Genomic DNA, 13,582 nt, shown 5'->3' on the forward strand with positions numbered 1-13,582 from the left:
TCCGTACGCCCGGTGGATCAGCGGCGCATATCGGTGGCGATGATCCGCTCGATGTTGCGCTCGGCGAGCGCGGTGATCGTGACGAACGGGTTGACGCTGACGTTGCCGGGGATCAGGGCGCCGTCGATGACGTACAGCCCCGGATAACCGTGCAGCCGACCGTAGTTGTCGGTGGCCTTGTCGAGGACCGCTCCGCCCAGCGGGTGGTAGGTGAGGTGGTCCCCCCAGATCTTGTAGGTGCCGAAGAGGTCCGTGCGGTAGATCGTCCCCTCCTTCTTGTTGATCTTGTCGAAGATGGTCTTCGCGGCGTCGATCGACGGCTGCTTCCACGCCGTCTGCCAGTTCAGTTCGGGCCTGCCCGCCGCCGCGTTCCAGGTGAACTCGGCCCGGTGGGGGTTCTTGGTGATCGAGAGGTAGAACGAGGCCCAGGTCTCGATCCCGGTGGGCAGCGGAGCGACTTCGGCGAACGCTCCGCCGGCGTCCCAGTTGTCGATGCCGCCGGTGGGGATGGACGACTGCACCTTCCCCGTCGGGTCCCAGAGGTGGTTGGCCCGGCCGCACATGACGTTGCCGTTGTCGCCCCAGCCCTTGCCGACCTCGTTGTTCAGGCCGGGCAGCGCCCCGGTCGCCTTCAGCCCGACGAGCAGCTTGCTGGTGCCGACGCTGCCCGCGGCGAAGAAGACCCTGTCCGCCGTGACCGTCTTGGTGACGGCGGTCCGGCCGGTGGTGTCCAGCTGGTCGATGAGGACCGTGTAGCCGCCGCCGGAGGCCGGGGAGACGCGGGTGACCTTGTGCAGGGGGCTGATGGTGACCCGGCCGGTGGCCTTGATCCGGTCGATGTAGGTCTTCTGGAGCGACTTCTTGCCGTAGTTGTTGCCGTAGAGGATCTCGGCGTCCAGCGCGGACTTCGGGACGGTCCCGGCCGCCTCCTGCTTCATGTAGTCCCAGTCGTACACGGCGGGCACGAAGAGGAACGGGAAGCCGGAGCGCTGGGCGTGCTTCCGGCCGACCCGTGCGTACTGGTAGCAGTCGACGGAGTCGAACCACACGGGGTCGATGGTGGTGACGCCGAGGTCCGCGTTGGCGCGCGGGTAGTACGTGCTGTACATCTCGGCGGCGTTCACCGACGGGAGGATGGCGGCGAAGTTCTCCCGCTTGGGCGTGACGGCCATACCGCCGTTGACCAGCGAGCCGCCCCCGACGCCGCGCCCCTGGTAGACGGTGATGCCGGCGAACTCCTCGGCGTCCAGGATGCCGGTGTAGCGGTTGACGTTCTTGTCGATCGGGAAGCCGAGGAAGTTGCTCAGCGGCTGCTTGGTCCTGGTGCGCAGCCAGAAGGAGCGGTCGTCGGGCTTGGTGGTGTTGGCGAAGATCTTGCCGTCCGCGCCGGGGGTGTCCCAGGCCATGCCCATCTCGACCATGTGGACGTCCGTGCCGGCCTGGGCGAGCCGGAGAGCGGCCACCGAACCGCCGTAGCCGGTCCCGATGACCAGCACCGGCACATGGGCGCCGGATCCGATGGGGGCCGCTGCCGCGCGGGGCGTGGCCCAGACCGGCGTGGTGGGTCCGGCGAGCGCCGCGACCCCGAGAAGAGAACCTGTTCCTGTGATGAATCTTCGACGCGATACACCCTTGGGGGCGTTGTTGTGCAGGGTAGTGTCGTTCATGTGACATCCCTCACTCTCGACAGAGTGCAACAGGTTCTACTGTCGATCGCGTGGTAAGTCACTAGAAACTTGGGGGTAACTTCCCCCTGCGGATGCGCACGCCCGAGGGGCCCCGGACCGTGCGGTCCGGGGCCCCTCGGATGTGAGCCTTCGTCCAGCGATCAGTAGGCGCCGAAGACGTTGTCGATCGAGCCGTACCGGTCGGCGGCGTAGTTGCACGCGGCGGTGATGTTGGCGACCGGGTCGTAGCTGTCGGTCGAGGTGCCGGGCACGTGGTACGCCTGGAACGTCGGGTCGATGACCTGGAGCAGCCCCTTGGACGGGGTGCCCTTCACCGCGTTGGAGTCCCAGTTGTTGATGGCGTTCGGGTTGCCCGAGGACTCGCGGATGATGTTGCGGTGGATGCCCTCGTAGCTGCCGGGGATGCCGTGCTGGGCCATGACCGCCAGCGACTCCTTGATCCAGCCATCGAGGTCGTTGGTGTACGTGGCGGGAGCGGCGGCGGCCGGGGCGGCGGCGGGCGCGGCCGTGGTGCGCTCCGAGCGGTCGGCGCGCTCCGCCGTTGCGGTGCGCTCGGCGGCCGGGGCGGCCTCGGCAGCCTTGGCGGCCTTGGCGTCTGACGGGGCGGCAGCCTTGGCGCCGATGGTCAGCGTGATACCCGGGTGAATAAGGTTCGGGTTCTCACCAACGGCCTTGCGGTTGCCTTCGTACAGCTTCTTCCAGCCGCCGTTGACGGAATACTCGCGGGCGATCTTGGAAAGCGTTTCGCCGGACACCACGGAATGCTTGGCGGGCGCGGCCTTCGTCACGGAATTCGCCTGGGCGGTCACGGAGACGGGAGCGACCGCCTTTTCCGCGGCGACGGAGTGCGCGGGGGCGGCGGAGGCGGTGGTGGCGCCGAGCACGGGGAGGGCCAGAACGGCTCCACCTGTGGTCACGGCGGCGATGCCGCGGCTCAGCGAGACGGACTTGGGACGGCGGTGCTTACCCTGTGCGGGCATGGGGAATTTCCTCTCCGGCGCCTACGAGGTGAGCTGTCGGGTTCAGACGGGAGATGTCTGGCCGCATGGACGTGCGACTTCACCCCTAGCCGTTCCGGAGACCGGATCGGCGGCTTACCTGGGTCCCCCGCTCCTGCCGTACGTGGGTGGGTTTCGGATTCCCGGACGGCGGCAGGATTCGGCGTTCCATCCGGATTGAGCGTGACCGTAGGCGAAAAGCGCCGAACAGAACAAGCCCCGAATTCCGGATGACCTTTCTCCGCAAGATCGAATTACGGAATTCCCGGCCGCGCCCGTTCCGTCACGGTGTCAACTTTCTTGGCACAGAAGGGAACCGAACCTTCCGATTCCGCGTCCGCACCCCCGGACGTGACGCTCACCACTTCGTACGGGGCTGACCGAAAAGGGCGCGGTCAAAACAACCCAAGAAGCTCAATAGCCCTTTTATGGAAGAGGGGGTTAAAAGGCCGAAATCGCCCATACCGCCCCACCGAAACGGACTTTTCGGGCGGTTCCGTAGGCCGGGTCGGAGGCCCCGCGCGGCCAGGGCTTACGGTGTGGGGTGGAGACTAGTAAGCCAACCCTTACCTCCGACGTACGCTGTACCTGCCCGCGTTCGCCCGCCTTAAGGATCACCACGCCATGACACGCCCCGTCCGCGTCGCCATTGTCGGAGCCGGCCCTGCCGGTATCTACGCTGCGGACGCGCTGCTCAAATCCGAGGTCTGCCAGGACCCGGGTGTCTCGATCGACCTGTTCGAGCGCATGCCCGCACCCTTCGGCCTGATCCGTTACGGCGTGGCCCCCGACCACCCCCGGATCAAGGGCATCGTCAAGGCGCTGCACCAGGTGCTGGACAAGCCGCAGATCCGCCTCTTCGGCAATGTGAGCTACCCGAACGACATCGACCTGGACGACCTGCGGTCCTTCTACGACGCGGTGATCTTCTCGACCGGCGCCGAGGCCGACCGGGCGCTCGACATCGCGGGCATCGAGCTGGACGGCTCCTACGGCGCGGCCGAGTTCGTCTCCTGGTACGACGGCCACCCCGAGGTGCCGCGCACCTGGCCGCTCACCGCGGAGAAGGTCGCCGTCCTCGGCGTCGGCAACGTGGCGCTGGACGTCGCCCGGGTGCTGGCCAAGACGGCCGACGAGCTGCTGCCGACCGAGATCCCGGACAACGTGTACCAGGGCCTCAAGGAGAACAAGGCGCTGGAGGTGCATGTGTTCGGGCGGCGTGGCCCGGCGCAGGCCAAGTTCAGCCCGATGGAGCTGCGCGAGCTGGACCACTCCCCCAACATCGAGGTCATCGTCAACCCCGAGGACATCGAGTACGACGAGGGCTCGATCGCCACCCGGCGGGAGAACAAGCAGGCCAACATGGTCGCGCAGACCCTGGAGAACTGGGCGATCCGCGATGTCGGCGACCGCCCGCACAAGCTCTTCCTGCACTTCTTCGAGTCCCCGGTCGAGATCCTCGGCGAGGACGGCAAGGTCGTCGCGCTGCGCACCGAGCGCACCGAGCTGGACGGCACCGGCAACGTCCGGGGCACCGGCAAGTTCACCGACTGGGACATGCAGAGCGTCTACCGGGCCGTCGGCTACTACTCGGAGGAGCTGCCGAAGCTCCCCTTCGACGTGGCCTCCGGCACGGTCCCGCACGAGGCGGGCCGCGTCATCGCCGGGGACGAGCACATGGCGTCGGTCTACGTCACGGGCTGGATCAAGCGCGGCCCGATCGGCCTGATCGGCCACACCAAGGGTGACGCCAACGAGACGGTCGCCTGCCTCCTGGAGGACCGCGCCGCAGGCCGTCTGCCCGAGCCGGCGACGCCCGCCCCGGAGGCCGTGGAGGCCTTCCTGGAGAGCCGCAACGTCCGCTTCACGACGTGGGAGGGCTGGCACAAGCTGGACGCCCACGAGCAGGCGCTCGGCGTCGCCCAGGGCCGTGAGCGCATCAAGGTCGTGGAGCGCGAGGGCATGCTGGACGCCTCCGGCGCCTGATCAGGGCCGTCGCAGGGCCGTCGCAGAGCCGTCACCGCTCGGCTCAGGCCGGGTCCGGGGTACTCGTCGTGCCTCCCGGGCCCGGCCCGCGGAACGTCCGCCACAGGTCCGGCGGGGCGGTGTCCCGGGACGGCTGCGGCGCCTTCTCCGGGAGGTGCGTCCAGCGGGCGGCGACCAGGAGCGCGATGTCGTCGGGCCGGTCGGTGGCCTGCCGGGCCTCCCCGATCACCCGGTTCGCCAGCTCGGCCAGCGGGACCGGGCCGATCCCGGCGATGGTGGCCCGCAGCCGTTCGATGCCCTCGTCGATGTCGGTCCCGGGGCGTTCGATGAGCCCGTCGGTGAACAGGGCGAGCATGTCGCCCGGATCGAGTCGCAGCTCCGTGACGGGGTAGGTCGCCTGCCCGTCGATGCCGAGCACGATGCCGCCGGCCAGGTCCAGCACCTCGGTCCGGCCGTCGGGGTGCCGCAGCACAGGCTGCGGGTGGCCCGCCCGTACGGCACGGGCCCGCCCGGTGAGCGGGTCCAGCACGATGTAGCAGCAGCTGGCGAACTGGCCCGGGTCGAGATCGATGAGCAGCCGGTTGGTGCCGCTCATCACCTCCTGCGGGTCATGGTTGCTGAGGGCGAACGCCCTTACCGCGCTGCGCAGTTGACCCATGGTGGCGGCCGCCGAGACACCGTGCCCCTGGACGTCGCCGATGACCAGGGCGAGTTCGTCGCCGGTCTCGATGACGTCGTACCAGTCGCCGCCCACCTCCATGTCCTGGGTGCCGGAGAGATAGCGCCCGAGGGTGTCGACCCCGTCGACCTCCGGCAGCCGGTGCGGCAGCAGGGCGTCCTGGAGCCCCCGGGCGAGCGCCGACTCGCTGTCGTACCGCTGGGCGCGTTGCAGGGCCTGGGCGATCAGCCCGGCCAGCGCGGTCAGGACGGTGCGCTCCTCGGGGCTGAACCCCCGGGGCCGGTCGAAGCCGAGGATGCACGAGCCGACGGGCCGCCCCGACGCGATCAGCGGGAGGAAGGCGCGCGCGCCGACGTCGGTCTCCATCGGGATGCCCGGATAGGCGTCGGCCAGGCGCTGCATGGATTCGAAGAAGATCGGGCGGCCGGTGGTCAGGGTCTCCACGCCGGGGATGGAGACGTCGAGCCCGACCCCGTCGAAGCGGTCGAGGAACCCCTTGGGGAACCCCGTCTCCCAGGCGAGGTGGAGGTGACGTTCGCTCAGCAGGTAGATGGCGAGCTGCCGGCCGCCGAACGCGGGCAGCAGCTCCTCGGTGACCACGGCGGAGACCTGACGGGCCGTGACCGCCTCGGTGAGCGCGATGGCCAGGGCGACCGGGCGGTAGAGCGCGGAGGAGCGGTCGGCGGTGGAGCCGATGCCCAGCCCGGGCGTGGTGACGGACCCGGGCGCGTACGCCGGCCGTTCCGTGGCCTGGAAGACCGCGCTCAGCCCGTCGTGGCCGGGGTACAGGGAGACCGAGAGCCAGACCGACGGGGCCCGCCGGGCGAGGAAGTGGACGGGTTCGTCGGAGATCAGGGCCGCCCGGCAGTGGTCCTCGTACGCCGGATGCCCGAACCACGGCAGCACCTCCCACACGACGTGGCCCACCAGCTCGGCGCGGGGGAGGTCGAGCAGCTCCTCCGCGAGCGCGTTGGCGTAGGTGATGCGCCCGATCCGGTCCAGGGAGACGATCCCCCGGGGCAGCCGGTCCGCCGCCTCCGCGATGACGGGTCCCGCGCCGAAGTCGACGACGAAGCCGGTCAGATGGCTCTCCGCGCTCTCCCCGTCCGGGTGGGTCCAGCGGCCGGAGAGCTCCAGCAGGTGGTAGCGGCCGTCGGGCCCGCGCAGCCGCATCCTCCGCACCACCGGGTCGGCGGACTCCACCGCCTGCCGGGCCAGGGCCCACAGCCCGTACACGTCCTCCGGTACGAGGCGTTCGGCGAGGGCGTCGACGGTGCCGGGGAACTCCGCCGGCTCCGTCCCGAAGATCGCGCACAGGTCGTCGTCCGCGGTCAGGCCCCCGGAGTGCAGGTCCCAGTCGAAACTGCCGACCCGGACCGGGGGCGCGGGGGCGGCAGGCAGCTGGACGGGGATCGGCTCCTTCTCCCAGACGACGGGGAGGGACCGCGACTCCAGATCGGTGAGCGCGGCCCCGAGGCGGTGGCCCAGGCGCAGCAGCCGCTCCCCGTCGGCGGGAGCGATCTCCTCGCCCGGGGTGGCGGTCCGCAGGACGGCCATCACGCCCATGCTGCCCTGCGGGCCGGTGATCGGGACCCACAGCGAGCCGAACGGGAACGGCAGCCCCGCCATCAGCTGGGGAAACCGCCGCATGCCCTCCTCCGCGTCGGCGAGCAGCACGGGCCGCCCTGAGCGGTAGGCCTCGGAGACGGGGAACGGCCGGTTCACGTGCATCCGCCACCAGGGCCGGAACAGCGGCCCCGGCAGTCCGGCGAGGACGGCGAGGCGCAGCAGTCCGGGCGTCCCGGAGCGGAGGTAGATGCCGCCCGCGTATCCCCCGGCGGTCTCGACGGCGCTGACCACCCCCTGCGCGAGTACGAGGGACAGCTCGTCCGGTACTCGGCCGCCGTCGTCTTGCCCGGCCGCGGCCCCGTCTCCGGGGGACGGGGCGGGCCGGGTCTCATCGTGCCGGGTCACACAGCCAGCATGCTCCCCGCAGCGGGGGCCGCGCACGTCGGCGGACCGGCCGGAACCCCGTGCCGGCCGCTCCGCCGACGCGGTCTCAGTGCAGCTTGGCGACGGCGGTGCCGGTCGTCTTCCGGAATCCCTTCAGCGGGGCGCCGTCCAGGTCACCCAGCTGTCCCCACTCCAGGACGGTCACCGTGCGGCCGTCCCGGCCGACGGAGTGGAGGCCGATGTCGGTGGAGCCGACCTCCGGGTAGGACGTGTCGATGCTGTACACATGCGCGCCCTCCTCCACGTTCACCCGGCCGTGGTAGCGGCTGACGCCCTCCAGGCCGGGCTCCTGCTCCTTCAGCCGGTCGAGGCAGGTCGCCAGCGCGGTCCGCAGCTCGGCGGCGAGCGCCTTGGCCTTCGCGGCGGTGGGGGCGACGGTGATGGTCTGCCGGGCGCCGGTGTCCAGCTCGGTACGGAAGTCCCGGTGGCGGGTCCCCTTGGCCGGGATGGTCCCCGCCGTGCAGACGGAGCCCTCCTCGGGCAGGCCCTTGTGCACCGGCCCGGCGGTCCAGGGGGTGAGGGAGGCGGGCCACTGCCCGGCGGAGAGGAACTTCGGCGCGGCGGGGGCGGCGGCCGCGGGGGCCGTGGGCAGTGCGGTGGCGGCGAGGCCGACGATCGCGGCGGTCAGGAGTGCGGTGCGGAACGTGCGGGTGGTGCGCATGGTGGTGATCCCCGTTCAGATGGTCGAGCGGTCGGTCGGTGGAACGGCACCAGCCTGGGGCGGGCCTCCCGGCGGCGACAAGCACGACACGGGTTCCGACGGCCCTGGAACCGTCCCACCTCCGGTGACGTGGGTGTTCTCGGCGGGGTGGAACGCCTTGGTGGGACGGCCGGGGGAGGTCGAGCGGGTGTCGGGTGACGAGGGAACGGGCGGTCGACGGGTGGGTGAGGAGCTCGCACGGGAGGTGCTGGCGGGCCGGCTGCGGGAGCTGCGGGACGGCTCAGGCCGGACGTACGCGTCGCTGGCCCGGCGGATCGGGGTCAGCGGCTCGACGCTCCACCGCTACTGCACCGGGCAGACCGTGCCGGCGGAGTTCGCCCCGGTGGAGCGGCTGGCACGGCTGTGCGGCCGCACCGTCGAGGAACGGCAGGCGCTGCACCGGCTGTGGCTACGGGCGGACGCGGAACGGCTGGAGCGGCAGGAGGCGGGCGCGGCCCCGGGTGCCGAGGAGTCGGGCTCTTCGGCGGACCCGGATGCCGAGAAGGCCAGTTCTGCGGCGGACCCGGATGCCGAGGAGGCACGTTCTGCGGCGGGTCCGGCATCCGAGGCTCTGGGCACGCCCGGTGCGGAGGCCCTCGGCGATTCCGGTGCGCCCGGCGCCACCTCCGTACACCGCGACGGGGACCGGTCCGCGCCCGTACCCCCGGCGCCCCGCTCCCCCGTCGTACGCCGGTGGGCGCCGGTTCTCGCCGTCTGCGCGGCCGTCGCCGCCCTGGCCACCGGTCTGGTCGCGGGCTTCGGCGGGCCCGCGCGGCCGGAGCGCCCCGAGCGGCAGCCACCGGTGGCTCGGCCCGCCGCTCCCCCGTTCACCTGGACCACCGACGACCATGTCTGGCGGTACGGCTGCGGGCACGAGTATCTCGTCGCCCGTCCCCCGGGCGCGGTCCCGCCGCCACCGGCCGAGGCGGACGCGGAGCCCTGGGCGCAGGCGCTCGGCGCGGTGCACGCGGGTGAGACCGGCGTACGGATCACCCTCCAGGGCACGGGCGAGCGGGCGGTGGTGCTGGAGGCGCTGCGGATCCGGGTGGTCGCGCGGCGGGGGCCCGCCGAGGGGCAGGTCCACCGGATGAGTTCCGGGTGCGGCGGGGCGCTCACCCCGCGGATGTTCGACGTCGATCTCGACGCGGAGCGTCCGGTGGCCCGGTCCGTGCCGGGCAACGACACGGGTGAGCCCATCGCACCGGTCTCCTTCCCGTACCGCGTCTCGGCCGCGGACCCCGAGGTCTTCCTCGTCACAGGGCGTGCGGCCCGCTGCGACTGCGACTGGGTCGCGGAGCTGCGGTGGAGCGGCGGGGGCCGGTCCGGCACGGTGCGGATCGACGACGGCGGGCGCCCGTTCCGTACGAGCGGGGCGCCGGGCCGGCCCGTCCATGACTACAACTACGGGGCCCGGCGCTGGGCGGCGGCGGAGCCCGAGGGAGCCGGTTGACCGTCGGGGCCCGGGAGGGGACGGCGGTCCGGTGGCCGTCCGGGCGCCGCTGCGGCGATCCTGGGGACAGGCGGCCCGGACGGGTGACCTGCGGGGCGGCCGACGCTCCCACCTGGAGGTGCCGATGGACCCCGTCACCGCTCTGCGGCGTATCGCGTTCCTGCTGGAGCGCTCGCAGGCCGCCACCTACCGGGTGAAGGCCTTCCGGACCGCCGCCGAGGTGGTCGACACGATGGAGCCCGGGGAGGCGGCCGAGCGGGTGGCCGCGGGGACCCTGGAGCGGGTCTCCGGGATCGGCCCCCGTACCGCGCAGGTGATCCGGGAGGCCCAGGCAGGTGAGGTGCCGGGCTATCTGGAGCGGCTGGAGGACGAGGCGGCCGCCGAACCCGCACCCGGCACAGGCCAGGAACTCCTCTCCCGGCTGCGGGGCGACTGCCATCTCCACTCCGACTGGTCGGACGGCGGCAGCCCGATCGAGGAGATGGGCCGCACGGCGGCGGAGCTGGGCCATGAGTGGGCGGTGCTCACCGACCACTCGCCCCGGCTGACGGTCGCCAAGGGCCTGTCGCCCGAGCGGCTGCGGGAGCAGCTGGCGGTGGTGGAGCGGCTCAACGAGGAGTGGGCGCCGTTCCGTCTGCTGACCGGGATCGAGTGCGACATCCTGCCGGACGGTTCGCTGGACCAGGAGCCGGAGCTGCTGGAGCGGCTGGACGTGGTGGTCGTCTCCGTCCACTCCAAGCTGCGGATGGACCCGGCCCCGATGACCCGGCGTCTGGAGGCGGCCGTCCGCCATCCGCAGGCGAATGTGCTGGGCCACTGCACGGGCCGTCTGCTGTCGGAGCGCGGCAGGCCGGAGTCCCGGTTCGACGCGGACCGGGTATTCGCCGCCTGCGCCGAGGCGGGGACGGCGGTGGAGATCAACTGCCGGCCGGAGCGGCTGGACCCGCCCCGCCGGCTGCTGCGCCGGGCCGTGGAGGCGGGCACTCTGTTCGCGATCGACACCGACGCGCACGCCCCCGGCCAGCTGGACTGGCAGATCAACGGCTGCGCACGGGCCGAGGAGTGCGGCGTACCGGCGGAGCGGGTGGTGACCACCTGGCCGGTGGAACGGCTGCTGGACTGGGCGGGGTGACGGGGGCCCGGGAACGCCCGCCCCGGGCACGGGCCAGGGCGGTGCGGGTCTGCTGCACACAGGGACGCCCGCCCCAGGCACAGACCGGGGCGGGCGAGTCGCACCACAAGGGCGCCGGTCCTGCCGGGCCGTCTACTTCTCCGGGTAGATGTCTCCGGCGGCCATGGCGCTCTGCTGTTCGCTGCGGTCCCGGATCGTCCGGGACTTCTTCGCCAGCCGCTGACGTTCCTCGGGGTCCGTCGCGCGTTCCGCCGCCTCGGCGAGCTGCTGGGCTTTCTCACGCATCTGCCGCGCCAGGTCGGCGGGCTCGTCCGAACCGCTCATCACCACTCCTCGGGCCAGGGGAACCACTGCCTCCAGCGAACCAGTGACCGGAGGCTTCCGCATCCCGCGTACCCCACCGGGAACGTTTCACGTGGCGGCCCGGCTCAGCCGCCGGATCATCGCGCGCACCCGGGGGTGGCGTTCGTGGGCCTCGGACGCCCGCCGGTCCAGCTCCTCGCCCAGCCGCTTGGTCCGTTCGTCGATGTCGAGCTCGGCCAGCACCCGGTCGATCTCGGCGAGCAGCGCCCCGTGCAGCTGCCACTGGCGCGGGTGCTCCTGGACGTCCTCCAGCAGCAGGTCGGCGACCAGGTCGCGGGTGGCGCGGCTGCGGGCGAGCGCCTCGGAGAGCCGGTCCTCCGCCGCCTCACCGTCGGCGGCGAGCGGGGTGGTGACGAGGACGGCGAAGCTTTCGATGGCGTCGGCGAGCTGGCCGAAGAGCTCCTGGAGCAGGCCCGCCACATCGGCCGGGAACAGCGTCTCCTCCGTGCGGGCCTTCGCCAGGTCGGTGAGGGTGCGGGACAGGACCCGCAGCACGACCGCGCAGATCTCCAGGGTGTCCAGTCCGGTGCGCAGGACGACCCGGTAGAGAAGCCCTTGTCTCACCCTGGGGTTGAGGGTGAGACTTTCCTCCGCCTGGCGGAGCGAGGCGTCGACCTCGACGATGTCGTGGTCGAGCCTGCGGGCCTCGTGGAGCCGGGCCGCCGCCCGGGAGACGGGGTTGTTCCCCACCACCTCCTCGCCCATGCTGCGGAGCATCGTGCCCATCCGGCCGGCCAGGGAGCCGATGGAGGTGCCCGCCGACGCGACCCAGACGGGCGGGGCGAAGACCAGGTTGAACAGGAGCCCGACCACCGCCCCGATGAGCGTCTCCCACACCCGGTCCCAGGCGGTGTCGGCGACCTGGGAGACGCCGAGCACGAGCATCGCGCTGATCGCCACCTCGGGGACGAACTCGTTGACCCGTACCAGCCGCCCGATGAGCAGCGAGGTGAAGATGGTCAGCCCGAGGCTCCACCAGCTCAGCCCCACCAGGGAGCTGAAGGCGATGGCGATGAGCACGCCGACGATGACGGAGTTCACGCGGCGGATGCCGGTGGTAAGGGTGGCGTAGAGGGTCACCTGCACGACCAGGAGCGCGGTGAGGGGGGCGGTCAGCGGTGCCGGTTCGGGCAGGGCCCACACGGCGACGGAGTAGGCGATGACGGCGGCCGCGGTCGAGCGGAGCGTCTGGACCCCCGCGGGTTCGGTGGTGCGCTGCACGAGCTTGATGACGGGCGCGGAAACGGCGGGCATGCCTTTGACCGTGCCCCGTTTCCCCCGCGCGCAGCGCTCCGCGCCCGGGGTGCCTCCGTACGGCCCTGTCCCGGTGGCGGGACGAGGTCCCGTCCGTACGGCGTGCGCGCGGGCAGCGACCGAGGGACTCTGGATGCATGGCTGTTCTCGTGAATCCCCCCACAGAGACGCCCCCCGCCGAGGGCTCGATCGGCGATGCCCACGAGGAGCGCCCGGACGGCGGTGTCTGGGAGCACCCGGCCGTCTGGATCGGCCTCATCGTGCTCGGTGCGCTGCTGGTCGCCGGGTTCTTCGTCGCGCGGGTCTTCGGTCTGGCATGAGCGGGAGGAAGCCGCCCTCGGCGCGCCGGATCGCCGACGCGCTGATGGAGGAGTGCGGCCGGACGTACGCGGAGGAGGCGGGCATCCGGCTCAAGGACACCCCGCAGCCCCTCTACCAGCTCCTCGTGCTGAGCCTCCTGCTGTCCGCCCGCATCCGCGCCTCGGTGGCCGTCGCGGCCGCCCGGGTCCTCTTCGACCACGGCATGCGCACCCCGCGCCGGATGGTGGACGCCACCTGGCAGCAGCGGGTCGACGCGCTGGGAGAAGGCCACTACCGGCGTTACGACGAGCGCACCGCCACCCAGCTCGGTGACGGCGCCCAGCTCGTCCTGGACACCTGGCGGGGCGATCTGCGGCGACTGCGCGAGGAGGCCGACGGCGACCGGGACCGGCTGATGGAGGGGCTCCGGCGCGTGCCGGGCATCGGACCCGCCGGCGCCGACATCTTCGTACGCGAGGTGCAGTCCGTCTGGCCGGAGACCGGCCCCTGGCTGGGGGCGAAGGCGCTGCAAGGGGCCGAGCGGCTCGGCCTGCCCACATCCCCCGGCAAGGCGGCCCAGGCGGCGCGCGGACACGACGACGCGAGGTTCGCGGCCGCGCTCGTGCGGGCGGCCCTGAACAAGGACATCGTGGACGCGGTCACGGAGGCGGCACGCCGTCAGTAGCACCATCCGCACGGGGAGCCATCAGGAGCACCACCCGCACGCGGGCTGGCGCCCGGACCCGTACGCGCGGAAGCGCCCGTACCGTACGACTGATCGCGACGGCACGGGCGCCCCACCACCTCAGTGGCCGGAGGCTCCCCGCAGTGCGCGGGCCCGCTCTTCCTCCCGGCGGGCCGCCTCCTGCTCCTGCCTTCCTTCGGCCTTCATCCGCTCGTCGCCGAGGGCGATGCCGTCCGACTCCTTCTTCATGCCTTTCAGCCGGCGCGCCTTGGCGCGGGCCATGTCGGTGCTCCTACCCACAGGTGCCTCCGTACCGCGAGGAGATTCACGCTTC

Annotated in this window: 12 protein-coding genes and 1 riboswitch; of the genes, 5 read left to right on the forward strand and 7 right to left on the reverse strand. The window is 72.1% G+C overall.

Annotated features, from left to right (window positions below; all coding sequences use genetic code 11):
* Positions 1 to 17: 17 nt before the first annotated feature.
* A complete protein-coding gene (locus R2B67_RS01350; protein ID WP_317815966.1) occupies positions 18 to 1,667 on the reverse strand; it encodes a GMC oxidoreductase in 1,650 nt (549 codons plus the stop codon).
* 161 nt (positions 1,668 to 1,828) lie between these two features.
* A complete protein-coding gene (locus R2B67_RS01355) occupies positions 1,829 to 2,668 on the reverse strand; it encodes a transglycosylase SLT domain-containing protein (protein WP_317815967.1) in 840 nt (279 codons plus the stop codon).
* Between the two features lie 3 nt (positions 2,669 to 2,671).
* A riboswitch (cyclic di-AMP (ydaO/yuaA leader) is annotated at positions 2,672 to 2,827 on the reverse strand.
* Between the two features lie 483 nt (positions 2,828 to 3,310).
* On the opposite strand from R2B67_RS01355, the gene R2B67_RS01360 reads away from it, so the two are divergent.
* Positions 3,311 to 4,672: an FAD-dependent oxidoreductase gene (locus tag R2B67_RS01360; protein ID WP_317815968.1), complete on the forward strand. Its 1,362-nt coding sequence runs from the start codon at positions 3,311 to 3,313 to the stop codon at positions 4,670 to 4,672.
* A gap of 43 nt (positions 4,673 to 4,715) precedes the next feature.
* On the opposite strand, the gene R2B67_RS01365 is transcribed toward R2B67_RS01360, so the two are convergent.
* Both R2B67_RS01365 and R2B67_RS01370 read right to left on the reverse strand, forming a co-directional pair.
* Positions 4,716 to 7,325 carry a SpoIIE family protein phosphatase gene (locus tag R2B67_RS01365; protein WP_317815969.1) on the reverse strand — a complete coding sequence of 870 codons (2,610 nt, stop codon included), beginning with the start codon at positions 7,323 to 7,325 and terminating at the stop codon, positions 4,716 to 4,718.
* Between the two features lie 85 nt (positions 7,326 to 7,410).
* Positions 7,411 to 8,025, reverse strand: a complete 615-nt coding sequence (locus R2B67_RS01370; protein WP_317815970.1) for a hypothetical protein — start codon at positions 8,023 to 8,025, stop codon at positions 7,411 to 7,413.
* A gap of 220 nt (positions 8,026 to 8,245) precedes the next feature.
* On the opposite strand from R2B67_RS01370, the gene R2B67_RS01375 reads away from it, so the two are divergent.
* Positions 8,246 to 9,514 carry a helix-turn-helix domain-containing protein gene (locus tag R2B67_RS01375; protein WP_317815971.1) on the forward strand — a complete coding sequence of 423 codons (1,269 nt, stop codon included), beginning with the start codon at positions 8,246 to 8,248 and terminating at the stop codon, positions 9,512 to 9,514.
* A 124-nt stretch (positions 9,515 to 9,638) separates the two neighbouring features.
* Positions 9,639 to 10,646 carry a PHP domain-containing protein gene (locus R2B67_RS01380; RefSeq protein ID WP_317815972.1) on the forward strand — a complete coding sequence of 336 codons (1,008 nt, stop codon included), beginning with the start codon at positions 9,639 to 9,641 and terminating at the stop codon, positions 10,644 to 10,646.
* Between the two features lie 132 nt (positions 10,647 to 10,778).
* Here R2B67_RS01380 and R2B67_RS01385 read toward each other — a convergent pair whose 3' ends face one another.
* The gene (locus R2B67_RS01385) at positions 10,779 to 10,970 is read right to left on the reverse strand and encodes a DUF6381 family protein (protein WP_317815973.1); all 192 of its coding nucleotides are present in this window, start codon (positions 10,968 to 10,970) and stop codon (positions 10,779 to 10,781) included.
* Between the two features lie 87 nt (positions 10,971 to 11,057).
* Positions 11,058 to 12,263, reverse strand: coding sequence for an FUSC family protein (locus R2B67_RS01390; RefSeq protein WP_018512918.1), 1,206 nt, complete (start codon positions 12,261 to 12,263; stop codon positions 11,058 to 11,060).
* Positions 12,264 to 12,400: 137 nt separating this feature from the next.
* Here R2B67_RS01390 and R2B67_RS01395 point away from each other — a divergent pair, with 137 nt between their 5' ends.
* The gene (locus tag R2B67_RS01395) at positions 12,401 to 12,583 is read left to right on the forward strand and encodes a DUF6480 family protein (protein ID WP_030565535.1); all 183 of its coding nucleotides are present in this window, start codon (positions 12,401 to 12,403) and stop codon (positions 12,581 to 12,583) included.
* On the forward strand, positions 12,580 to 13,248 hold the full coding sequence (locus R2B67_RS01400) for an endonuclease (protein ID WP_317815974.1): 669 nt from the start codon (positions 12,580 to 12,582) through the stop codon (positions 13,246 to 13,248). The genes R2B67_RS01395 and R2B67_RS01400 overlap by 4 nt, the downstream gene beginning before the upstream one ends.
* A 120-nt stretch (positions 13,249 to 13,368) precedes the next feature.
* Here R2B67_RS01400 and R2B67_RS01405 read toward each other — a convergent pair whose 3' ends face one another.
* A complete protein-coding gene (locus R2B67_RS01405) occupies positions 13,369 to 13,548 on the reverse strand; it encodes a hypothetical protein (RefSeq protein WP_317815975.1) in 180 nt (59 codons plus the stop codon).
* Positions 13,549 to 13,582: the final 34 nt, after the last annotated feature.

This window comes from Streptomyces cyaneofuscatus, assembly GCF_033109485.1.
Classification (GTDB): Bacteria; Actinomycetota; Actinomycetes; order Streptomycetales; family Streptomycetaceae; genus Streptomyces; species Streptomyces cyaneofuscatus.

What these genes read in the sequence shown, in the direction of transcription:
- R2B67_RS01350 (WP_317815966.1), bottom strand. Translation starts at nt 1,667, where the DNA reads ATGAACGACACTACCCTGCACAACAACGCCCCCAAGGGTGTATCGCGT.
- R2B67_RS01355 (WP_317815967.1), bottom strand. Translation starts at nt 2,668, where the DNA reads ATGCCCGCACAGGGTAAGCACCGCCGTCCCAAGTCCGTCTCGCTGAGC.
- R2B67_RS01360 (WP_317815968.1), top strand. Translation starts at nt 3,311, where the DNA reads ATGACACGCCCCGTCCGCGTCGCCATTGTCGGAGCCGGCCCTGCCGGT.
- R2B67_RS01370 (WP_317815970.1), bottom strand. Translation starts at nt 8,025, where the DNA reads ATGCGCACCACCCGCACGTTCCGCACCGCACTCCTGACCGCCGCGATC.
- R2B67_RS01380 (WP_317815972.1), top strand. Translation starts at nt 9,639, where the DNA reads ATGGACCCCGTCACCGCTCTGCGGCGTATCGCGTTCCTGCTGGAGCGC.
- R2B67_RS01385 (WP_317815973.1), bottom strand. Translation starts at nt 10,970, where the DNA reads ATGAGCGGTTCGGACGAGCCCGCCGACCTGGCGCGGCAGATGCGTGAG.
- R2B67_RS01390 (WP_018512918.1), bottom strand. Translation starts at nt 12,263, where the DNA reads ATGCCCGCCGTTTCCGCGCCCGTCATCAAGCTCGTGCAGCGCACCACC.
- R2B67_RS01395 (WP_030565535.1), top strand. Translation starts at nt 12,401, where the DNA reads ATGGCTGTTCTCGTGAATCCCCCCACAGAGACGCCCCCCGCCGAGGGC.
- R2B67_RS01400 (WP_317815974.1), top strand. Translation starts at nt 12,580, where the DNA reads ATGAGCGGGAGGAAGCCGCCCTCGGCGCGCCGGATCGCCGACGCGCTG.